At 61.4% G+C, this 18,188-nt stretch carries 11 protein-coding genes; 4 read left to right on the forward strand and 7 right to left on the reverse strand.

Annotation, left to right across the window (positions count from 1 at the left end; translation table 11 throughout):
- Nucleotides 1-111: 111 nt before the first annotated feature.
- The 4 genes from HU765_RS19780 to pvdM form a co-directional block, all read right to left on the reverse strand.
- On the reverse strand, nucleotides 112-1,761 hold the full coding sequence (locus HU765_RS19780) for a cyclic peptide export ABC transporter (protein WP_186622444.1): 1,650 nt from the start codon (nucleotides 1,759-1,761) through the stop codon (nucleotides 112-114).
- A gap of 424 nt (nucleotides 1,762-2,185) precedes the next feature.
- Nucleotides 2,186-3,076, reverse strand: a complete 891-nt coding sequence (locus HU765_RS19785; protein ID WP_186622445.1) for a formylglycine-generating enzyme family protein — start codon at nucleotides 3,074-3,076, stop codon at nucleotides 2,186-2,188.
- 50 nt (nucleotides 3,077-3,126) lie between these two features.
- Entirely contained in the window at nucleotides 3,127-4,413 is a 1,287-nt protein-coding gene (locus HU765_RS19790; RefSeq protein ID WP_186622446.1) for an aminotransferase class V-fold PLP-dependent enzyme, read from the reverse strand.
- 33 nt (nucleotides 4,414-4,446) lie between these two features.
- Nucleotides 4,447-5,796, reverse strand: a complete 1,350-nt coding sequence (pvdM, locus tag HU765_RS19795; RefSeq protein ID WP_186550989.1) for a pyoverdine-tailoring dipeptidase-like protein PvdM — start codon at nucleotides 5,794-5,796, stop codon at nucleotides 4,447-4,449.
- A gap of 183 nt (nucleotides 5,797-5,979) precedes the next feature.
- Between pvdM and HU765_RS19800 the strand changes: the two genes are divergently transcribed.
- Nucleotides 5,980-7,608, forward strand: coding sequence for a PvdJ/PvdD/PvdP-like protein (locus HU765_RS19800; RefSeq protein WP_186622448.1), 1,629 nt, complete (start codon nucleotides 5,980-5,982; stop codon nucleotides 7,606-7,608).
- A gap of 149 nt (nucleotides 7,609-7,757) precedes the next feature.
- Here HU765_RS19800 and HU765_RS19805 read toward each other — a convergent pair whose 3' ends face one another.
- Genes HU765_RS19805 through HU765_RS19815 form a run of 3 tightly spaced genes read right to left on the reverse strand, consistent with a single transcriptional unit; the run spans nucleotide 7,758 to nucleotide 12,306 of the window.
- On the reverse strand, nucleotides 7,758-9,152 hold the full coding sequence (locus tag HU765_RS19805; protein WP_186622450.1) for an efflux transporter outer membrane subunit: 1,395 nt from the start codon (nucleotides 9,150-9,152) through the stop codon (nucleotides 7,758-7,760).
- Between the two features lie 7 nt (nucleotides 9,153-9,159).
- Nucleotides 9,160-11,130: a MacB family efflux pump subunit gene (locus tag HU765_RS19810; protein WP_186622452.1), complete on the reverse strand. Its 1,971-nt coding sequence runs from the start codon at nucleotides 11,128-11,130 to the stop codon at nucleotides 9,160-9,162.
- The gene (locus HU765_RS19815; protein ID WP_186550993.1) at nucleotides 11,131-12,306 is read right to left on the reverse strand and encodes an efflux RND transporter periplasmic adaptor subunit; all 1,176 of its coding nucleotides are present in this window, start codon (nucleotides 12,304-12,306) and stop codon (nucleotides 11,131-11,133) included. It abuts the gene before it with no gap.
- 322 nt (nucleotides 12,307-12,628) lie between these two features.
- Here HU765_RS19815 and HU765_RS19820 point away from each other — a divergent pair, with 322 nt between their 5' ends.
- The 3 genes from HU765_RS19820 to mgtA all read left to right on the forward strand — a co-directional run bounded on the left by HU765_RS19820 (nucleotide 12,629) and on the right by mgtA (nucleotide 17,851).
- Complete coding sequence (locus HU765_RS19820) at nucleotides 12,629-13,111, forward strand: sigma-70 family RNA polymerase sigma factor (protein WP_186550994.1); 483 nt, start codon at nucleotides 12,629-12,631, stop codon at nucleotides 13,109-13,111.
- A gap of 133 nt (nucleotides 13,112-13,244) precedes the next feature.
- Nucleotides 13,245-14,582 carry a SidA/IucD/PvdA family monooxygenase gene (locus HU765_RS19825; RefSeq protein ID WP_186550995.1) on the forward strand — a complete coding sequence of 446 codons (1,338 nt, stop codon included), beginning with the start codon at nucleotides 13,245-13,247 and terminating at the stop codon, nucleotides 14,580-14,582.
- A 569-nt stretch (nucleotides 14,583-15,151) separates the two neighbouring features.
- Complete coding sequence (gene mgtA / locus HU765_RS19830; protein ID WP_186622454.1) at nucleotides 15,152-17,851, forward strand: magnesium-translocating P-type ATPase; 2,700 nt, start codon at nucleotides 15,152-15,154, stop codon at nucleotides 17,849-17,851.
- Nucleotides 17,852-18,188: the final 337 nt, after the last annotated feature.

Raw genomic sequence — 18,188 nt, forward strand, 5'->3', positions numbered from 1 at the left:
TAATGATAATTAGACGCAACAACCCGATGAAACCGGAAAAATAAATCCCGCACACTGCGAAAAAATCGTCTATCGCCAGCGACGGGATTGTCCGCACGCACTGTGTCGCGGTCAGGCCGGCGCCAGCTCCGTCATCACGCGACCCGCTTCCATGCGCACCAATTGGTCGGCGACGTCGAAATAACGGTCATCGTGGGAGATCACGATGATGGTTTTGCCCAGCCGCTTGAGGTCCGGCAACAGCTCGGTGTAGAAAATCCGCCGGAAGGTCGGGTCCTGGTCCGCCGCCCACTCGTCAAACACCAGCACCGGCCGTTCTTCGAGCCAGGCATTGACCAGCGCCAGACGCTTGCGTTGCCCGGTGGACAGGTCAGTGGTGGTGAAACTGCCGTCCTGCACGCTGACTTTGTGGGCGATTTCCAGACGTTGCAGGTACTTGTTGGCGTCATCGGGGATGTGCGTATCGCCTTGCACCACGTCGTCGAACAAGTAGTAGTCGGCAAAAATCGTGGTGAACAACTGGCGGTAATCGTCGCGGTTCTCGGCGTTTACAGGCTGCCCGTTGAGGCGGATTTCACCGTGTTGCGGCGGGTACAGGCCCAGCAGCAACTTGATCAGGGTGGTCTTGCCGCAGCCGTTTTCACCGACGATGAAAATGATCTCGCCCTGTTCGATCGTCACATTGACCGGGCCCAGACGGAACGCCTCGCTGCCCGGCACGGCAGGGAAGGCATAACTGACGTCCTTGAGTTCGAGGCGGGTAACGGCCGGGGCTTTCTGGCCGTGGTCGTCGAGCAACAGGTGCGGTTCGGGCGAGGAAAACTGTTCCGACAACTCGGCGATACGGCGGAACGCGATTTGCGCGCGGCTGACGATCGGCAGAGTCCCGACCAGATGTTCCAGCGGGCCTTTCATGTACAGCAACACCAGGACGAAACCGCTCATGACGGTTTTGTCGGCGCTCGGCCAGTAGGTCTGTAAGGCAAGCGCCAGGCCGATCACCACGAAGAACAGCATCGAGCCGAACGTCTTGGCGATCACGAACGTGTTGATCGAGCGGATCTGCGTGCGGCAGATGAACTCGGCCGTGGTTTTGATGCCGGCAACGAACATGCGCTGACGGCGCGGCCGGTGGATGCGCAGTTCCTTGGCGCCTTCGGCAATGGCGTTGTAGTGTTTTTGCAGCTCGTCTTCGGCGTCACGCGCGGCCATGAAGCCCTGGATACCTCGGCCCTGAGCGAAATACTGAATGCCGGTGCCGATGATGATCGCGACCACCATGATCAGGAACATCGGCCACGACAGCATCGCCAGATAACCCATGCAACCGAGCGTCACAGTCAGGGAAATCGCCAGCGGAGCGAAGGCGAAGGCAAAGTCGCTGATGGTGTCGACGTCGTGCGTCAGCACCGGGATCAGGCGATGGCTGCGATAGCGCTCGATTTGCTCGATCGGTGCCGACAGGACTTTCTCGCCCAGCTGTTTGCGCAAGGTGGCAATGATGTGTTGGCCGACGAAGTTGGTGCCGATGTCCGAGCAGATCGAACTGAGCAGCGCCAGCAGGCAGAGCCCGGCAAACAGGGCGACGACACCCTGGGTCAGGCCGGCTTCGGAGTGCAGCGCCGAATTGATCGTCGCCAGCAGCACCGTCACGCTGAGGCCGCCGACCATGCCCAGCAGGATCGACACAATGACGACGAGCCTGAAGGGCCTGAGAAGCGTGAACAATTCGTGGATGGCACCGCGTGGGGGCTGGGACATGGGGGAACAGTTCCTTGGGTCGTGGAGACAGATACCCAATAGAACGTCTGGTAACGCGCTTAATTTAGACGGTCAGCGACTGACGGTGGCCTGCAGATCGTCAAAGCTGTGGGAGTCGGCAAGCTTGTTCACGCAGTGGTTTTCGGTGATGCTCCTGACCGGTTCCGGCACAACCATCTGTGGGAGCGGGCTTGCCCGCGAAGAGGCCAGCACAGTCAACATCTCCACCGCTTGACCCACCGCTTCGCGAGCAAGCCCGCTCCCACACTGGCTTTTCGTGATGTTCCTGACCGGGGTCCGGCACAAAAACCTGTGGGAGCGGGCTTGCCCGCGAAGGCGTCAGGTCAGGCGACGCATCTGTAGCTGACAGTGCGCTTTCGCGAGCAAGCTCGCTCCCACCCGGATCTTGTCGTTGCGACGCGTTTCAGAGATCGCGCACTACGCGAAAGCCGATCCAGTCGCCGCGTGTGGAGGGGTAGATATTGTTGCGGTTGCCGGAGCGCGAGAATACCGGCGCTTCGCCCCAGTCGTTGCCGCGGATGTTGTACGACTCGCAACCGGGTTCGACCCAGGCGCTGCCATCGGTTGGCGCGCCAACATAGTTGGGATGTTCGCAGTCGGCGATCCATTCGTAGACATTGCCATGCATGTCGTACACGCCAAAGGCGTTCGGCGGATAGCTACCTACCGGCGAGCTGAAGCTGTAGCCATCGGTCGGGCCGTAGGTGTTGGCATGCTTGGCGATGCTGTATTCGCCCTCTGCATCGAACGGGAACGGGAAGGGCCCGGTCGAGCCGGCGCGCGCGGCGTATTCGCGTTGGGCTTCGCTGACCATGCGGTAGTTCTGCCCGGTCTTTTTCGACAGCCAGGCGACATACGCCTGCACGTCGGCAAAATCCATGCACACCGCCGGTTGTCGCGGTTCCTGTTTATAGCGTGGCTTGCTTGCCACGCATTCGCGACCAGGGCGCGTATCGCCGTCGGCGATCTTCACCCCGGTTTCCTTGACGTAGCTGTCCCATTCACCGGCGGTGATCTGGAAGCGGCTCATGGCGAACGCCTTGGCAAACGTCACTTCATGCATCGGGCCTTCGTCGGGCTCGCGGCCGACTTCGGTTTCCGGGGTGCCCATGGTGAATTTGCCCGCGGGCAGCACGACCATTTCCGGACAATTTTTGCAGTCCTTGAACACCTTGCCCGCCGGCAGCGGTTCGGCGGCCGCGGCGGTGCCCGGCAACAGGCCGGCGAGCGATGCGCTCAGCGCCAGCCCGGCCAGCAGTTTCAAGGTCGGGACGTGTCGCGTTGGGATAAGCATGTCACTGTTCATGTGGGGTCTCGAGCAAGGGAAGACAACAGTCGTGAAGGTCATAGCTGCGTGACCAGCAGCGTCATGAATCGATCAATTTCCGCTTCGGTGTTGAGCAGGCCCGGCGCGGTGCGCACCACCGGACCGACGTCGCGTTCCACGGCATCGACCACCACGCGGTTTTTCATCAGGTAGGCGGCGATTTTGTCGCAGTCGCGGTCCGTGACCCGGAAGAAGGTGAACCCGGCCGACAGTGCCGGGCTCAGCGGCGTCACCAGTTCGATCTGCGGATGTTCTTGCAGACGTCGCTTGAGATACGTGTTGAGTTCATGGATGCGTGCCTGCACCTCGGCCTTGCCCAGTTGCAGATGCAACTTGAACGCTTCGCTCAACGCCCAGCGATGTTCGAAGGCGTGATAGCCGCCGGGTGACATGCTGGTGGCGAAGTCGGTGTCTTGAGAGAACGTCGGCACGCTCGGCGTGACGTCCTTGAGCTGCTCGGAACGGGCACAGATGATCCCGGTGCCGCGCGGGCCGAACATCCATTTATGGGTGCCGGCAATGAAGAAATCGCAGTGCATGTCCGGGAAGCTGAGGTCTTCCACACCAAAGCCGTGAACGCCATCGACCACATAGAGAATTCGGTCGGCGTCGGCGCGCGTGCGGTTGACCTCATCGACCAGTTTGCCAATCTCGCCGATGGGCAGTTTCACGCCGCTGCCCGATTGCACCCAGGTCATGCCCAACACCCGAGTGTTGGGGCGAATCGCCCGGCGAATCGCGCTCAGCACTTCCTCTGTCGAGACCCGATGGGCGTCTTCGAACAGTTTGATCTTGCGAACCTGCGTGCCTTCCTTTTTTACCCGGAAGTCGAGGCTGAACTCGGTCGAATAATGCTCGTGAACGGTAGTGAGAATCTCCTGATCCGCACGCACATGAATACCGCCGTAGATCGCGGCGAGACCTTCGGTGGTGCTGCCCGTCAGGGCGATCTGCGCCGGTTTGGCTTGCAGATAACGCCCGGCCCATTCGCGCACCTCGGCCTCGTGCTTCCAGGTTTCCTCGAGGTCCCAGTCCATCATCAAGCCCGGGTTGCGGTCGAGGGTTGCGCGGTGCCGGTCGATGGCTTCCTGCACCGGGCGCGGGTGCGAAGTGATGAGGAAGTTGGAGAAGTGCAGGTAGGCGGGATCCTGATTGAACAGTTGGCGCAGTTGCGCCCACTTGTCCTTCGGCACGGCTGTCGCAATCGCTGCGGCGCCTGGCGCCGAGGCGTGAACGGCAGCGCCCAGCGGCAGGCTGGCGGCAAGGATGCCGGCCTGTTTGAGAAAAGTACGACGGTCAGTCATGGGGACGGTTCGCTTCTGCTCGCAAAGAAGAATTCATCGGCTGGCCACGGGTTTCGCGGATTTTTGCACCTGGTCCCAGACGCGCAGGAAGTTGCCGCCCCAGAGCTTGGCGATGTCGGCTTCGGAATAGCCGCGCTGCAACAGTTCGGCGGTGACGTTGCGGATCTCGCCGACGTTTTCCCAGCCTTTGACGCCGCCGCCCTCATTGAAGTCCGAGGCGATGCCGACGTGGTCGATGCCGATTTTGCGCACGGTGTAATCGATCGCATCGCCGAGATCCTTGAGCGTGGCTTTCGGCTCTTCTTCGAGGATTGCGTACAGCTGGCCGGCGTACTGGCCGAACTTCTGTTCCGGCCACGCGGCGATGATCGGATCGCCCGGCATCAACGCCATCGCCAGGTTCGGCAGCGGTGGCAGATCAAAGCGTGCGCGCAGGGCGTTGAGTTTGTCCTGGGTGCCTTGGGTCAGCGGTCGCAGGTAGGCCGAGAAACCGACCACTTGCACCACGCCACCGCTTTGCTTGATCAGTTGCATCTCCTTGTCGCTGAGGTTGCGCGGGATATCCACCGAGGCACGCGGCGCCGAATGCGAGGCGACCATGGGCGTGCGGCTCAGTTGTGCGACTTGCTCCAGGGCCTTGGTCGACATCTGCGAAACGTCGATGATCACGCCCAGGTCGTTGAGGCGGTGCACGGCTTGCTTGCCGACCTCCGAGAGGCCGTTGAGGGCGTCCGGGGAATCATTGAAAAACGGCAGCGGTCGCGACGAATCGCTCCACTGGTTGTTGCCGATGTAGCTGAAGCCGAACATGCGCATGCCGCGCGCAGCCCAGGTGTCCAGCAGGTCCAGATCGTTGCCCAGCGGATAGGCGTTAAGCATGCTGATGAAGATGGCAAACTTGCCTTCGCCGTGCAGACGGCGGAAGTCATCCGGGGTGTAGGCGATGGCGACCTGATTGGGGAAGTCGCGAACCATGCCGGAGATGATTTTGTAGCGCACCTCCTGCTGGTTGCGCGCCTCCTCGACAAAACCGTCGGTGGGCTTGTGGGGCGCGTTTGGGCCGTTCCACATTTCCGGCCAGCCAAAGATCGTCAGCGCTGCACCGGACAGCCGTCCGCGACTGGCCTTGACCAGGTCGAACTGGCCACTGCCGTCCTTGTCGACCTCGTTGCCGGCAGTACCGAAATCCAGCGGCACGGTGATGTGGCTGTCGAACGAGAGCAAGCGATCCTGCAGTTCATCGGCCTGTTTGAGCACCTTGGCCGGGTAGCCAGGGTTGTCCTTGAACCAGTGATCCCAGGCGGCAAAGCCTGCACCGGCGCTGATCGCCAGAGCCAGCGGCAGGCCGATGTATAGAGCCTTTTTCGAACGTGGTTTTGTCATTGCCATCTCAGTCAGTTCGCCGTCGAGGTGCAGGCGCAGAGGCCTTTGCTATCTGGAAAGAACGAGCGATTGGGCAGGAAATTTAGCTGGCCCGAAAAGATCGCAGCGCTCGCGTAAATTTGCCCGCTCAGCAAACGTTCTAGCTTGGATAAAGCCTGCTTCATGGCTGACACAGGTAGGGCAATGAAGATTTCTCGACGATGGTTCATGGCAGGCCTGGCGCTGACCGGCGCTGCCGTGCCGGCCGCGTTTTACGGGCATCGCCAATGGACGAAGCCTGATCCGACGATCACGCCCGGCGAAGCTACGGTCGATCTGGCGGACACGGCCGGTCAGCAATTGGCGAATGCCTTGCGCGGGGTCTGGAGCATTCGTTTCGACGGCGCGCGGATCGGCTTCGATGACTTGCCGCTGCACGGACTGGAACTGTTTCTTGATGTTGCCCAGCGCGGCCGCGGTTTGCGCGGCTATCTGGATAGCGCGCAACGCCTGCGCGGTGACGAGGAGCCGCGTTACCGAATCATTGGCGATCTGGCGCAGGGCAAACCTGCCGAATTGTACTGGCGTCTGATTGATTCACGGGCGGCGGACGGCGCGCCGACTTATGAACTGGCCGTGGTGCTGGATGAGGTCTGGGCGGATTTCGGCAATGCCGGCAGTGGCACGATCAGTGGGCGCATTGTGCGCCTGGATCGACCGCTGGGTCTGCCCGAGCAGGACAACCGTTTTGTCGCGCACAAACAGCTGTTTCCCGAGGCACGCCAGCGCATCGGTCTCAACCCGACCTTGCTGGCCTGGCTGATTTCTCCCGAACATCGTCTGTTCCATCAGCTCTGGCATGCATCGCGTGACAAGTGGCACACCTTGCCCGAGGACAAGCGCGAAGCCTTGCGCGGTATCGGCTGGCAGCCGGGGCCGCGCGACAAGGAACGGGATGCGCGCGGGCCGCGCAAAGACCGCAATGGCTCGGGCATCGACTTTTTTTTCATGCACCGGCACATGCTCGGTACGGCGCGCTCGATGCAGGACTTGCCGTCGTGGCCGGCCTTCCCGATGCCGCAGCCGGAGCTTGAACGTGATCGCCAGGGATTTGCCCGTTATTTCGATAACCATGACGGCTACGCCTTGCCCCCGACCTGGATCGCCAGCGATGACGCTGACTACACCCAGTGGGTCAGCGACATCAAAACGGCCGAGACCTATCACAGCAACTTTCAGGTCTGGGAGTCGCAGTACCGCGACCCGCGTTATCTGTCGAAGCTGACCCTGGGGCAATTGGGTTCAGAGATGGAGCTGGGTCTGCATGACTGGTTGCACATGCGCTGGGCCTCGGTACCGCGTGATCCGTCCAACGGTCAGCCAGTGCCGTTCGCCCGCGATCCGGCGGATTTCTCCGCGCGCTGGTACGCCGCTGAAAACGACTTTCTGGGCGATCCGTTTTCCTCCCATGTGAATCCGGTGTTCTGGCATTTTCACGGCTGGATCGATGACCGCCTCGAAGACTGGTTCAGGGCGCACGAGCGTTTTCATCCGGGCGAAGTCCATCGTCAGCAGGTCAATGGCGTGGACTGGTTCGCGCCGGGACGCTGGGTCGAGATCGATGATCCGTGGCTGGGCCCGGTCACCCATGGCTGCAGCACGACGCCGGGTTTGCAGGTCGGCAAGTCGATGGAAATGGACCCGGAAACCATGAAGCTGGCGCTGCGCATTACCTTCAGCGAAGACGAGAAAATCCTCTCCGGATTGTTCCGCCGCGTGCCGAAGCGCCCTTGGTATGCGCGCCATTTGAAGGTCAGGCAAAAAGAGGTTTGACGTCTGTCATGCGGGTTCAGTGGATATTTTGTCTGGACCCGCCACCGCCACCGCCTTCGCGAGCAGGCTCGCTCCCACAATGATTCTGTATTCGCAGGACAAAATGTGGGAGCGAGCCTGCTCGCGAAGACAGTTTCGCCGGCGCCGGATTACTGCGCCTGCCACCCCCCGCCCAGCGCCTTGTACAAGGCAATGCTTGCCTGCAACCGCGACAGTCGCAATTGCACGTTCTGATCCTGCGCCGCGTACAGCGTGCGCTGGGTTTCCAGCACGGTCAGCAAGTCTTCGGCGCCGGCCTGATAGCGGCTCTGGGCGATGTTGAAGGCAACCTGGGCCTGGTTCAGTTCTTCGCTTTGCCACTGCCGTTGTTCGTCCAGTCCGCGGATACTGTTGAGGGCTTTTTCGACGTCGGCAAAGCCGTTGATGATCGCGCCGCGATAGTTTTGCAACAGCTCTTCCTGGCGGGCGCTGGCCTTGTCGCGTTCGGCACCGAGACGGCCGTTGTTGAAGATCGGCGCCACCAGTCCGGCGGTCAGGTTGTAGAAAGGACTGCGCAGCATATCGCTGAACCGATCGGAGCCCGAACCCAGTTCGGCGCTGAGGGTGACGCTGGGCAGCATCTTCGCCCGAGCCACCGTGACGTCGGCACGGGCGGCGGCCAACTGCGCTTCGGCACGGGCGATGTCCGGACGGCGATTGAGCAGTTCACTCGGTACGCCGGCACCGATGACCGGCCATTGCAATTGATCAAAGTTTTCCTCGCTGGCCGGCAATTCCTGAACCGGGCGGCCGAGGAGGGCGGCGAGGGTGATTCTGGCTTCTTGCGCCTGTTGTTGCACTCGGGGTAATTGGCGCTGTTGCGCCGCTATCAGGCTTTTTTGCTGAGCCAGTTCAAGGGCCGTGGCCGAGCCTGAGTCGAAACGCGTCTGGACCAGCTTGAGTACGCTCAGGGCGTTGTTCAGATTGAGCTCGGCGATACGGCTTTGCTCGTTCAACGACAAGGTTTGCGCGTAGCTGTCGGCGACGCTGCCGAGCAGGGTCAGTTCAACCGTGGCCTGATCGAATTCGCTGGCGCGCAGGTTCAATTGTGCGCTGTCGCGGCTGGCGCGTTGGCCGCCCCAGAAGTCGATTTCATAGCTGGCGTTGAGATTGGCATCAAAGTAATCCACCGCCTTGTTACTGCTGTCGGCGTCCAGTTGGCTGTAGCCGTTGCCGCGCAGCAGCTTTTGTCGATTGGCGTTCATGCCTGCCTTGACCTCTGGCAGTAAGGAGCCGCCGGCGATGACGGTGGTGGCACGGGCCTGCTGCACGCGCGCGACAGCAGCGGCCAGGTCGAAACTGCCGGCCCGGGCCTGGCTGATCAAGCCGTCAAGTTCGCGGCTGCCGAACTGCGTCCACCATTGTGCGTCGTTGCGCACGAGGCGGTCGTTGTGCGGCATCTGCCACGCGGCGGGCGGCTGGATGCCGCTCTGCGGATGCTGCGCGGGGCTGCCGCAAGCGCTGAGCAACAGGCACACGGTCAAGACACTGAGACACGGTTTCATAGATCGATCATTCACTGGTAAGGGCCGTGACCGGGTCGAGCCGGGCAGCTTTGCGAGCGGGCATGAAGCCGAAGACGACGCCGGTGACCAGGGCGCAGCCAAACGCGCCGAGTACCGCCAGCAAGGAAAAGGCGACGGCGACTTCGCTGATCAGCAGGACCCCGCCGACCAGCAGCGCGAGGACGATGCCGGCCAGTCCGCCGACCACCGAAAGCATCACCGCCTCGGTGAGGAACTGCCGCAGAATGTCGCGTTGGCGCGCGCCGGTCGCCATGCGGATACCGATCTCGCGGGTGCGCTCGCGCACGGTCATGAGCATGATGTTCATCACGCCGATGCCGCCCACCAGCAGCGAGATCGCGGCAATCGAGCCGAGCATCAGCGACAGGGTGTTTTGCGTGCGGGCCTCGGCCTGGATCATCGCCGCGTTGTTGGTCAGTTCGTAATCGTGTTTGCCGTGCAGGCGTCGCATCAGGTCGTCGATGGCCAGCTCGGCTTCTTTGACCTTGCGTGCATCACTGGCGGCAATCACTACATATTCCGGCGTGTGCCCGCCGAGCAGGCGAATGGCCGCGGCGGAGTAGGGCACCGCGATCCGGTTGTCGCTGTCCTGGTCGCCGGAGCTTGCACCCTTCTCGGCAAGCACGCCGACCACCTGGAACGGCACGTTTTCGATCAGGATGTATTGACCGATCGGGTCGGCGACGCCTTTGAGCAGTTTGTCGCGAATCTTCGTGCCGATCACCGCCACCGGCGCTGCGTTGCGCTCGTCGGCGTCGGTGAAGTAGCTGCCCTGGATCACCGGCCAGTTGAAGATGCTCGGGAAGTTGGTGTCGTTGCCGCCGACATAAGCGCTCTGGTCGAGGTTGCCGAAACGCACCACCACTTCGGCGCCGGCCACCGGCATGATGCGTTTGACTTGTGGCAGGGTTTTCAGCGCCGCCACGTCATCCAGGGTGATGATGCCCTGCGGCGTGCGCGGATTGGGCGAGGCGCCACCCAGGTACAGCAGGTTCGAACCGAATGCGCCCATTTGCGCCATGACCTGGCGCTTGCTGCCTTCGCCGACCGCAAGCATGACCACCACCGAGGCGACGCCAATGACGATGCCGAGCAGGGTCAGCGCGGTGCGAAAGCGGTTGATCCACATGACTCGCCACGCCGCTTGCACGGCATCGACCAGTTCGCCTTTCCAGGCGCCCGTGGCTTCGGCGCCTTCGCTGAGGCGTTTGCGCAAGTCCACGGCCTGCAAGGCGCCGGGATTGGCCGGGGTTTGTGCGTGAGGAGTTTCCTCGGCGCTGTCACTGATGATCAGCCCGTCGCGAATCTCGATGATGCGCTTGGCGCGGGCGGCGACTTCGCGATCGTGCGTGATCAGAATCACCACGTGGCCCTGGCTCGCCAGCTCGTCGAGCAGCGCCATGACCTCTTTGCCGCTGTGGCTGTCGAGCGCACCGGTCGGTTCGTCGGCAAGGATGATATGGCCACCGTTCATCAAGGCCCGGGCAATCGAAACCCGCTGCTGCTGACCGCCGGATAATTGATGCGGGCGGTTGCCTGTGCGTTCAGCCAGACCCAGGCGCTGCAGCAGGGCCGCCGCCCGGGCGTGGCGTTCGGCGGCAGGCGTGCCGGCATAAATGGCCGGCATCTCGACGTTTTCCTGCGCGGAGCTCGACGGAATCAGGTGATAGCCCTGAAACACAAAGCCAAAGGCTTCGCGGCGCAACCAGGCCAGTTCATCGCTGCTCAGATGGGCGACGTTTTCCCCGGCGAACAGGTATTCGCCCGAGGTCGGCCGGTCGAGGCAGCCAAGGATGTTCATCAGTGTCGACTTGCCGGAGCCGGAAGCGCCGACGATCGCCACGAACTCGCCGGCATGAATCGACAGGTCGATCCCGCGCAGCACGTCGACTTGTGGCGTGTCCTGACCGCCGTAGGATTTGCGGATGTCTTTGAGGTCGATCAGCGGCGTTGGCATTTAGCTTCCGCTGCCTTCGGCCGGGCCGATCAACAGGTAATCACCTTCTTGCAGGCCGTCGAGGATCTGCACCTGCAAGCGGTCGCTGAGCCCGGTGCGGACTTGACGGTGCTCGATGTCGCCGTTCTTCGCCACGACGCGCGCGGTCTGGCTGCCGGCTTGCAGGCCGTCGCTGTGCAGGGCGGCGACCGGGGCAGTCAGCACGCCTTTGGCGGCGCCGGCGACGAAGAACACCTGGGTGGTCATCTCGGCCATCAGCGCGTTGTCGCCGTTTTCGACATCGAGCAACACCGTATAAAGCACCACACGGCCGCTGCCGCTTTTGTTGGTGCTATTGGGGCTGCCGCTGCCCTGACTGGTCTGGTCCAGCGGTTTCGGTGGCACCGGCAGGATCTGCCGCACGGTGCTGCTCCAGCGCCGGTTGCCGCCGCTCAGGGTGGTGAAGTAAGCGCTCATGCCGGGTTTGACGTGGCCAATGTCGGCCTCGGACACCTCCGCCCACACGGTCATCGGCGACAGCTTGGCGATCCGCAGGATCAAGGGTGTCTGCTGCTGTGCATTGAGGGTCTGGCCTTCGCGGGCATCGATATTGACCACCGTGCCCGACATCGGCGCATAAATGCGCGTGTAACCCAGCTCGGCCTGATCGCTGCGCAGGCTCGCCTGGGCCTGGCGAATCTGTGCCTGGAACATGTCGATGCGCGCCTGGGTGGCTTTCAATTCAGCGCGGGCGGTCTGCACGTCTTCTTCACGGGTCGCGCCACCGGCGGCGAGGTTCTGCTGACGCTGGAATTTCTGTTGCGCCAGTTCGTGCTGGGCGCGTTGCTCCTGCAGTTGCGCCTTGAGATTCTCGATGGAGAACTGCCCGGCGTCGAGTTTGGCTTTTTGTGTCGACGGATCGATTTCCACCAACAACTGGCCTTCCTTGACCACGTCACCGACTTCCACGTGGATCTTCTGGATCTGGCCCGAGGCCTGCGCACCGACGTCCACGTAACGCCGCGGTTGCAGGGTGCCCAGCGCGGTGACGCTACTTTCTATATCACCCCGGGTGACTTGCACGGTGGTGAATTTATCCCGGCCTGGCGGCAGGAATTGCCACGCGGCATAAGCGACAACCGGGATCAGACAAAGGATTGCGAGCAGCGCGCGTCGGGCAGGGCGGGGACGTTTCATGCAGGGTTCCGGCCAGTGAAAATCGGCCCGTCGTTCTTGCTGGCAGACAGATTCGGGCAGCATGAACGCTGTCGCAGGGGCGCGACAGATACGGGGAGCTGTCCTGTAAACGATAGACAGGCGAGGGAATTTAAGCGCAGACACACGAAGTAACAGCTATAGACGAGGATTTTTTATCAGGCAATGACAAACACCACTTTAAATCTATATGAGAATTACTATAAATTACGCGGCTCAAGCTGCCACTATCTTGCTACTGCGTCTGACGCGCTCGTGGATCAGTGTGCCTAGCACAGAACCCGCAGGTTTGCGGCCGGGAGTCTTGTTGGAAAACTACTATCGAGAGCTGGTGTGTTTCCTGAACGCCAAGCTCGGCAACCGTCAGGTCGCCGAAGATGTGGTGCATGACGCTTATCTGCGTGTGCTGGAGCGTTCCAGCGACACGCCGATCGAGCAACCCCGGGCGTTTCTTTATCGCACGGCGCTGAATCTGGTCATCGATGACCATCGGCGCAATGCGCTGCGTCAGGTCGAGCCGCTGGAAGTACTCGATAACGAAGAGCGCTATTTCGCTCAATCTCCGCAGTGTCCTCTGGACCATGGTCAACGCCTGGACATGCTTCAGCGTGCATTGGCAGAACTGTCGCCAGCGTGCCGCGAGAGTTTTCTGCTGCGCAAGATCGAGGGCCTGTCGCACGCTGAAATTGCCGAACAGCTTGGCATTTCCAAAGCGCTGGTCGAGAAACACATTGTCAACGCCATGAAACATTGCCGCCTGCGCATCAAACAATGGGATGCCCATTGAGCTGCCGGCGTTAAATTTTATTTCACTGTCCTCGTTCCTACTCAACAGACGACCTGCTGTCCTGCACAAGGCCAGACGGGTTACTTAGGCTCTCCTTGCCCCTGTTGAGGGGTTCATCCAGAGGACACTGGAAATGACTCAGGCAATTGCATCGCCCATCGTTCACGACCTGATCGGCGTCGGTTTCGGCCCTTCGAACCTGGCGCTGGCCATCGCTCTGCAAGAGCGCGGTCCGAGCCACGGCGAGCTGGATGTGCTGTTCCTCGACAAGCAGGCCGACTACAGCTGGCACGGCAACACCCTGTCAACGCAAAGCGAGTTACAGATTTCCTTCCTCAAGGATCTGGTGACCTTGCGCAATCCGACCAGCCCGTATTCGTTCGTCAACTACCTCAAGCACCACGGGCGTCTGGTCGATTTCATCAACCTCGGCACTTTTTACCCGTGCCGCATGGAGTACAACGACTACCTGCGCTGGGTGGCCGGGCAGTTCACCGCGCAGAGCCGGTATGGCGAAGAAGTGCTGACCATCGAGCCGGTGCTGCACAACCATCAGGTTGAGGCGTTGCGGGTGATTTCCCGTGGCAGCGACGGCCAGCAGTTCGTGCGCACCACGCGTTCAGTGGTGGTCAGCGCCGGCGGCACGCCGCGTATTCCCGAGGCGTTCAAGGCGCTGAAAGGCGATCGCCGGGTGTTCCACCATTCGCAATACCTGTCGCAAATGGCCAAACAGCCGTGTGTAAACAATCAGCCGATGAGCATCGCGATCATCGGCGGCGGGCAGAGCGCGGCAGAAGCGTTCATTGACCTGAACGATTCGTTCCCGTCGGTGCAGGTCGACATGATTTTGCGCGGCTCGGCGCTGAAACCGGCGGACGACAGCCCGTTCGTCAACGAAGTGTTCTCGCCGGAGTTCACCGACCTGGTATTCCAGCAGAACAGCGCCGAGCGCGAGCGCCTGGTCAACGAGTACCACAACACCAACTATTCGGTGGTCGACATCGACCTGATCGAGCGCATCTACGGCATCTTCTATCGCCAGAAGGTCTCCGGTGTCGCCCGTCACGCCTTCCGCACTTTGACCACCGTCGAGAAAGCCACGGCGACCGAAAACGGTGTCGAACTGGCCGTGCGCAACAACGCCACGGGTGAGGTCACGGTGCGTCATTACGATGCCGTGGTCCTGGCCACCGGTTACGAACGCCAGATGCACCGCCAGTTGCTGGCGCCGCTGGAAGAATACCTGGGCGACTTCGAGGTCGATCGCAACTACAAACTGATCACTGACGAGCGCTGCAAGGCCGGTATCTACATGCAGGGTTTCTGTCAGGCCAGTCATGGTCTGAGCGATACACTGCTGTCGGTGCTGCCGATCCGTGCCGATGAAATTGCCGGCTCGTTGTACGAGCATGGCAAGCATCGCGGGCACAGCCGTTCGGTGGCAGACCTGTTGCTGGCCACCGCCAGCTGAGTTCTGCATCGCCCGACACACCGCCTTCGCGAGCAGGCTCGCTCCCACAATGATTCTGTGTACGCAGGACAAAGTGTGGGAGCGAGCCTGCTCGCGAAGGGGCCGTTGAACGCAGCGAAATGCTGAATCTGAACCCCTCCTGAACACCCGCCACATTCTCTCCGATCACCTCTTTTTCCGGTTTACTCCCCAGACATCGGGGCGTAAGCTTCGCGCGTTTTCAACCAAAGCGGAGACCCACAGTGGGTACTTGTTCGAGTGACAGTTGTCGGCCGGTCTCGGTAACCGGCAGATTCTCGGCAAGATAACGCGCAGCCTTTCTCTGCCGTTGTCTCGCCGAAAAAAGCGAGCAGCGGCATCCCGTGCATGGCCCGTCCCGGGGCATGTCTCGACGTCCTTCTCATCGACGCTGAACGATGCGTGATTGCGACTTGCTGTCGTGATCGCACGCTATCGACACGCCGGTCTTTTGACCGGCGCGCCACGCCTTGCCGTGCCGGCTTTTCCGGTGGCAGCGGCGCGGCCGTACCTGCTTGACGGTTTCCCGGCTGACCATAGGGGCCACAGCCATGAAACTGACGCTCAAGGAATTTTTCGCAGGTTTCCTGCGTACTCGCCACATCGCCCGGCACTTCCGTCGCCTGGCGCTGCTGGAATCGATCAACGACAGCACGGTCAGCCGTGAAGTGCCGCCAACCCTGGCCAATACCCTGGTCGATGCCGCCCAAGGCGACAGCGCCGCCGTGTTGTCCGCACTGGGTACGCACGGCGATGGCCTCAATGATGTCGAGGCTGCCGCGCTGCGTGTGCAATACGGACTCAATGAAGTCGAACACGAGCAGCCGCTGCCGTGGTGGGTGCACCTGTGGCACTGCTACAAAAACCCGTTCAACCTGCTGCTGACTTTGCTCGCGGTGATCTCGTGGCTGACTGAAGACCTCAAGGCCGCCGTGGTGATTTTTTCCATGGTGGTGCTGTCGACGCTGCTGCGCTTCTGGCAGGAAAGCAAATCCAACCAGGCCGCCGATGCGCTCAAAGCCATGGTCAGCAATACCGCTACGGTGCTGCGCCGTGATGCGCCGCGCCGCGAATTGCCGATCAAGCAACTGGTGCCGGGCGATCTCATTGCACTCTCGGCCGGCGACATGATTCCCGCCGATTGCCGGGTGCTCAGTGCCAAGGATCTGTTTGTCAGTCAGGCCGCGATGACGGGGGAATCGATGCCGGTGGAGAAATTCGCCCATCAGGCGCAACGCGACACGCGCAATCCACTGGAGCTGGACAACATTGTGTTCATGGGCACCAACGTGGTCTCCGGCACCGCGGTGGCGGTGGTCCTGACCACCGGCAACCGCACCTATTTCGGTGCGCTGGCGCAGCGCGTCGGAGCGACCGACCGAGCGGTGACGTCCTTCCAGATGGGCGTGAACAAAGTCAGTTGGCTATTGATCCGGTTCATGTTCGTGATGGCGCCGCTGGTGCTGTTCATCAACGGGTTCACCAAGGGCGACTGGACCGAAGCGCTGCTGTTCGCCCTGTCGATTGCCGTCGGCCTGACCCCGGAAATGCTGCCGATGATCGTCACCTCAACCCTGGCCAAGGGTGCGGTATTCCTGTCGCGCAAGAAAGTCATCGTCAAGCGCCTCGACGCGATCCAGAATTTCGGCGCGATGGACGTGCTGTGCACCGACAAAACCGGCACCCTGACTCAGGACAAGATCTTTCTGGCGCGCCACGTCGACGTCTGGGGCAAGGACTGCGACGACGTGCTGGAAATGGCCTATTTGAACAGCTACTACCAGACCGGCCTGAAAAACCTGCTGGATGTCGCCGTGCTGGAACACGTGGAAGTCCACCGCGAATTGAAAGTCGGCACGGCGTTTCGCAAAGTCGACGAGATCCCGTTCGACTTCAATCGGCGGCGCATGTCGGTGGTGGTTGAAGGGCGCGGCCAGCCGCATCAGTTGATCTGCAAAGGCGCGGTGGAAGAAGTGCTGGCGGTGTGCAGCCGCGTGCGTCACGGCGAGGTCGATGAAACCCTCAGTGAGGAATTGCTGGCGCGGATTCGTCAGATCACCGCAACCTTCAATGCCGAGGGCTTGCGCGTCGTTGCAGTGGCCGCGCGCTCGATGCCTCAAGGACGCGACACTTACAGCCTGGCCGATGAGCAGCAACTGACGCTGATCGGCTACGTGGCGTTCCTCGACCCACCCAAGGAAAGCACCGCGCCGGCGCTCAAGGCCCTGGCCGAACATGGCGTGGCGGTGAAGGTACTGACCGGCGACAACGAGCTGGTCACCGCCAAGATCTGCCGCGAAGTCGGCCTCGCCCAACAGGGGCTGCTACTGGGCAATGACGTCGAACGCATGAGCGATGCCGAACTGGCCGTGGCCGTGGAAACCACCAACGTTTTCGCCCGCCTGACGCCATCGCACAAAGAGCGCATCGTGCGTCTGCTAAAGGGCAATGGCCACGTGGTCGGGTTCATGGGGGACGGGATCAACGATGCGCCGGCATTGCGCACCGCCGACATCGGTATTTCCGTGGACAGCGCGGTAGACATTGCCAAGGAAGCGGCCGACATCATCCTCTTGGAAAAGAGCCTGATGGTGCTGGAGGAGGGCGTGCTCGAAGGGCGGCGTACCTTCGCCAACATGCTCAAGTACATCAAGATGACCGCCAGTTCCAACTTCGGCAACGTGTTCTCGGTACTGGTCGCCAGTGCATTCATTCCGTTTCTGCCGATGTTGCCGATGCACTTGCTGGTGCAGAACCTGCTCTATGACATTTCGCAGATCGCCATTCCGTTCGATAACGTCGATGAGGACATGCTGAAAAAACCACAGCGCTGGCAGCCGGGCGACGTCGGACGCTTCATGCTTTTCTTCGGCCCGATCAGTTCGATTTTCGACATCACCACGTTTGCCTTGATGTGGTACGTGTTCGCCGCCAACACGCCGGAGCAGCAGACTCTGTTCCAGTCCGGCTGGTTCGTGGTCGGGTTGCTGACCCAGACGCTGATCGTGCACATGATCCGCACGCCTAAGATTCCGTTCCTGCAGAGCCGTGCCGCAATGCCGTTGCTGGTGATGACCGGGATCATCATGGCGGTCGGTATCTTTCTGCCGATGGGACCGCTGGCGCACTACTTCAAACTGCAGGCGCTGCCGTCGCTGTACTTCGTGTTCCTGCCGGTGATTCTGCTGGCGTACATGGCGCTGACTCAAGCGGTGAAAGGGTTCTACATTCGCCGGTTTGGCTGGCAATAACACCACGGCCATCAGTATTTATTCCCTGAGGGGAGCGAGCTTGCTCGCGAAAGCGCAGTGTCAGTTGCAGATGCGTTGACTGGCCTGCCCCCTTCGCGAGCAAGCCCGCTCCCACAGGTTTCGGCGGTGTGTTCGCGATAACGGCAACACTGGAAAGCCAGTGTGGGAGCCAGCCTGCTCGCGAAAGCGCAGTGTCAGTTGCAGATGCGTTGACTGGCCTGACCCCTTCGCGGGCAAGCCCGCTCCCACAGGTTTCGGCGGTGTGTTCGCGATAGCGGCAACACTAAAAAACGATGTGGGAGCGAGCCTGCTCGCGAAAGCGCAATGTCAGTCGCAG

It is taken from the genome of Pseudomonas sp. SWRI81 (genome assembly GCF_014268545.1).
Lineage (GTDB): Bacteria > Pseudomonadota > Gammaproteobacteria > Pseudomonadales > Pseudomonadaceae > Aquipseudomonas > Aquipseudomonas hamedanensis.

What these genes read in the sequence shown, in the direction of transcription:
- HU765_RS19780 (WP_186622444.1), bottom strand. Translation starts at nt 1,761, where the DNA reads ATGTCCCAGCCCCCACGCGGTGCCATCCACGAATTGTTCACGCTTCTC.
- HU765_RS19785 (WP_186622445.1), bottom strand. Translation starts at nt 3,076, where the DNA reads ATGCTTATCCCAACGCGACACGTCCCGACCTTGAAACTGCTGGCCGGG.
- HU765_RS19790 (WP_186622446.1), bottom strand. Translation starts at nt 4,413, where the DNA reads ATGACTGACCGTCGTACTTTTCTCAAACAGGCCGGCATCCTTGCCGCC.
- pvdM (WP_186550989.1), bottom strand. Translation starts at nt 5,796, where the DNA reads ATGACAAAACCACGTTCGAAAAAGGCTCTATACATCGGCCTGCCGCTG.
- HU765_RS19800 (WP_186622448.1), top strand. Translation starts at nt 5,980, where the DNA reads ATGAAGATTTCTCGACGATGGTTCATGGCAGGCCTGGCGCTGACCGGC.
- HU765_RS19805 (WP_186622450.1), bottom strand. Translation starts at nt 9,152, where the DNA reads ATGAAACCGTGTCTCAGTGTCTTGACCGTGTGCCTGTTGCTCAGCGCT.
- HU765_RS19810 (WP_186622452.1), bottom strand. Translation starts at nt 11,130, where the DNA reads ATGCCAACGCCGCTGATCGACCTCAAAGACATCCGCAAATCCTACGGC.
- HU765_RS19815 (WP_186550993.1), bottom strand. Translation starts at nt 12,306, where the DNA reads ATGAAACGTCCCCGCCCTGCCCGACGCGCGCTGCTCGCAATCCTTTGT.
- HU765_RS19825 (WP_186550995.1), top strand. Translation starts at nt 13,245, where the DNA reads ATGACTCAGGCAATTGCATCGCCCATCGTTCACGACCTGATCGGCGTC.
- mgtA (WP_186622454.1), top strand. Translation starts at nt 15,152, where the DNA reads ATGAAACTGACGCTCAAGGAATTTTTCGCAGGTTTCCTGCGTACTCGC.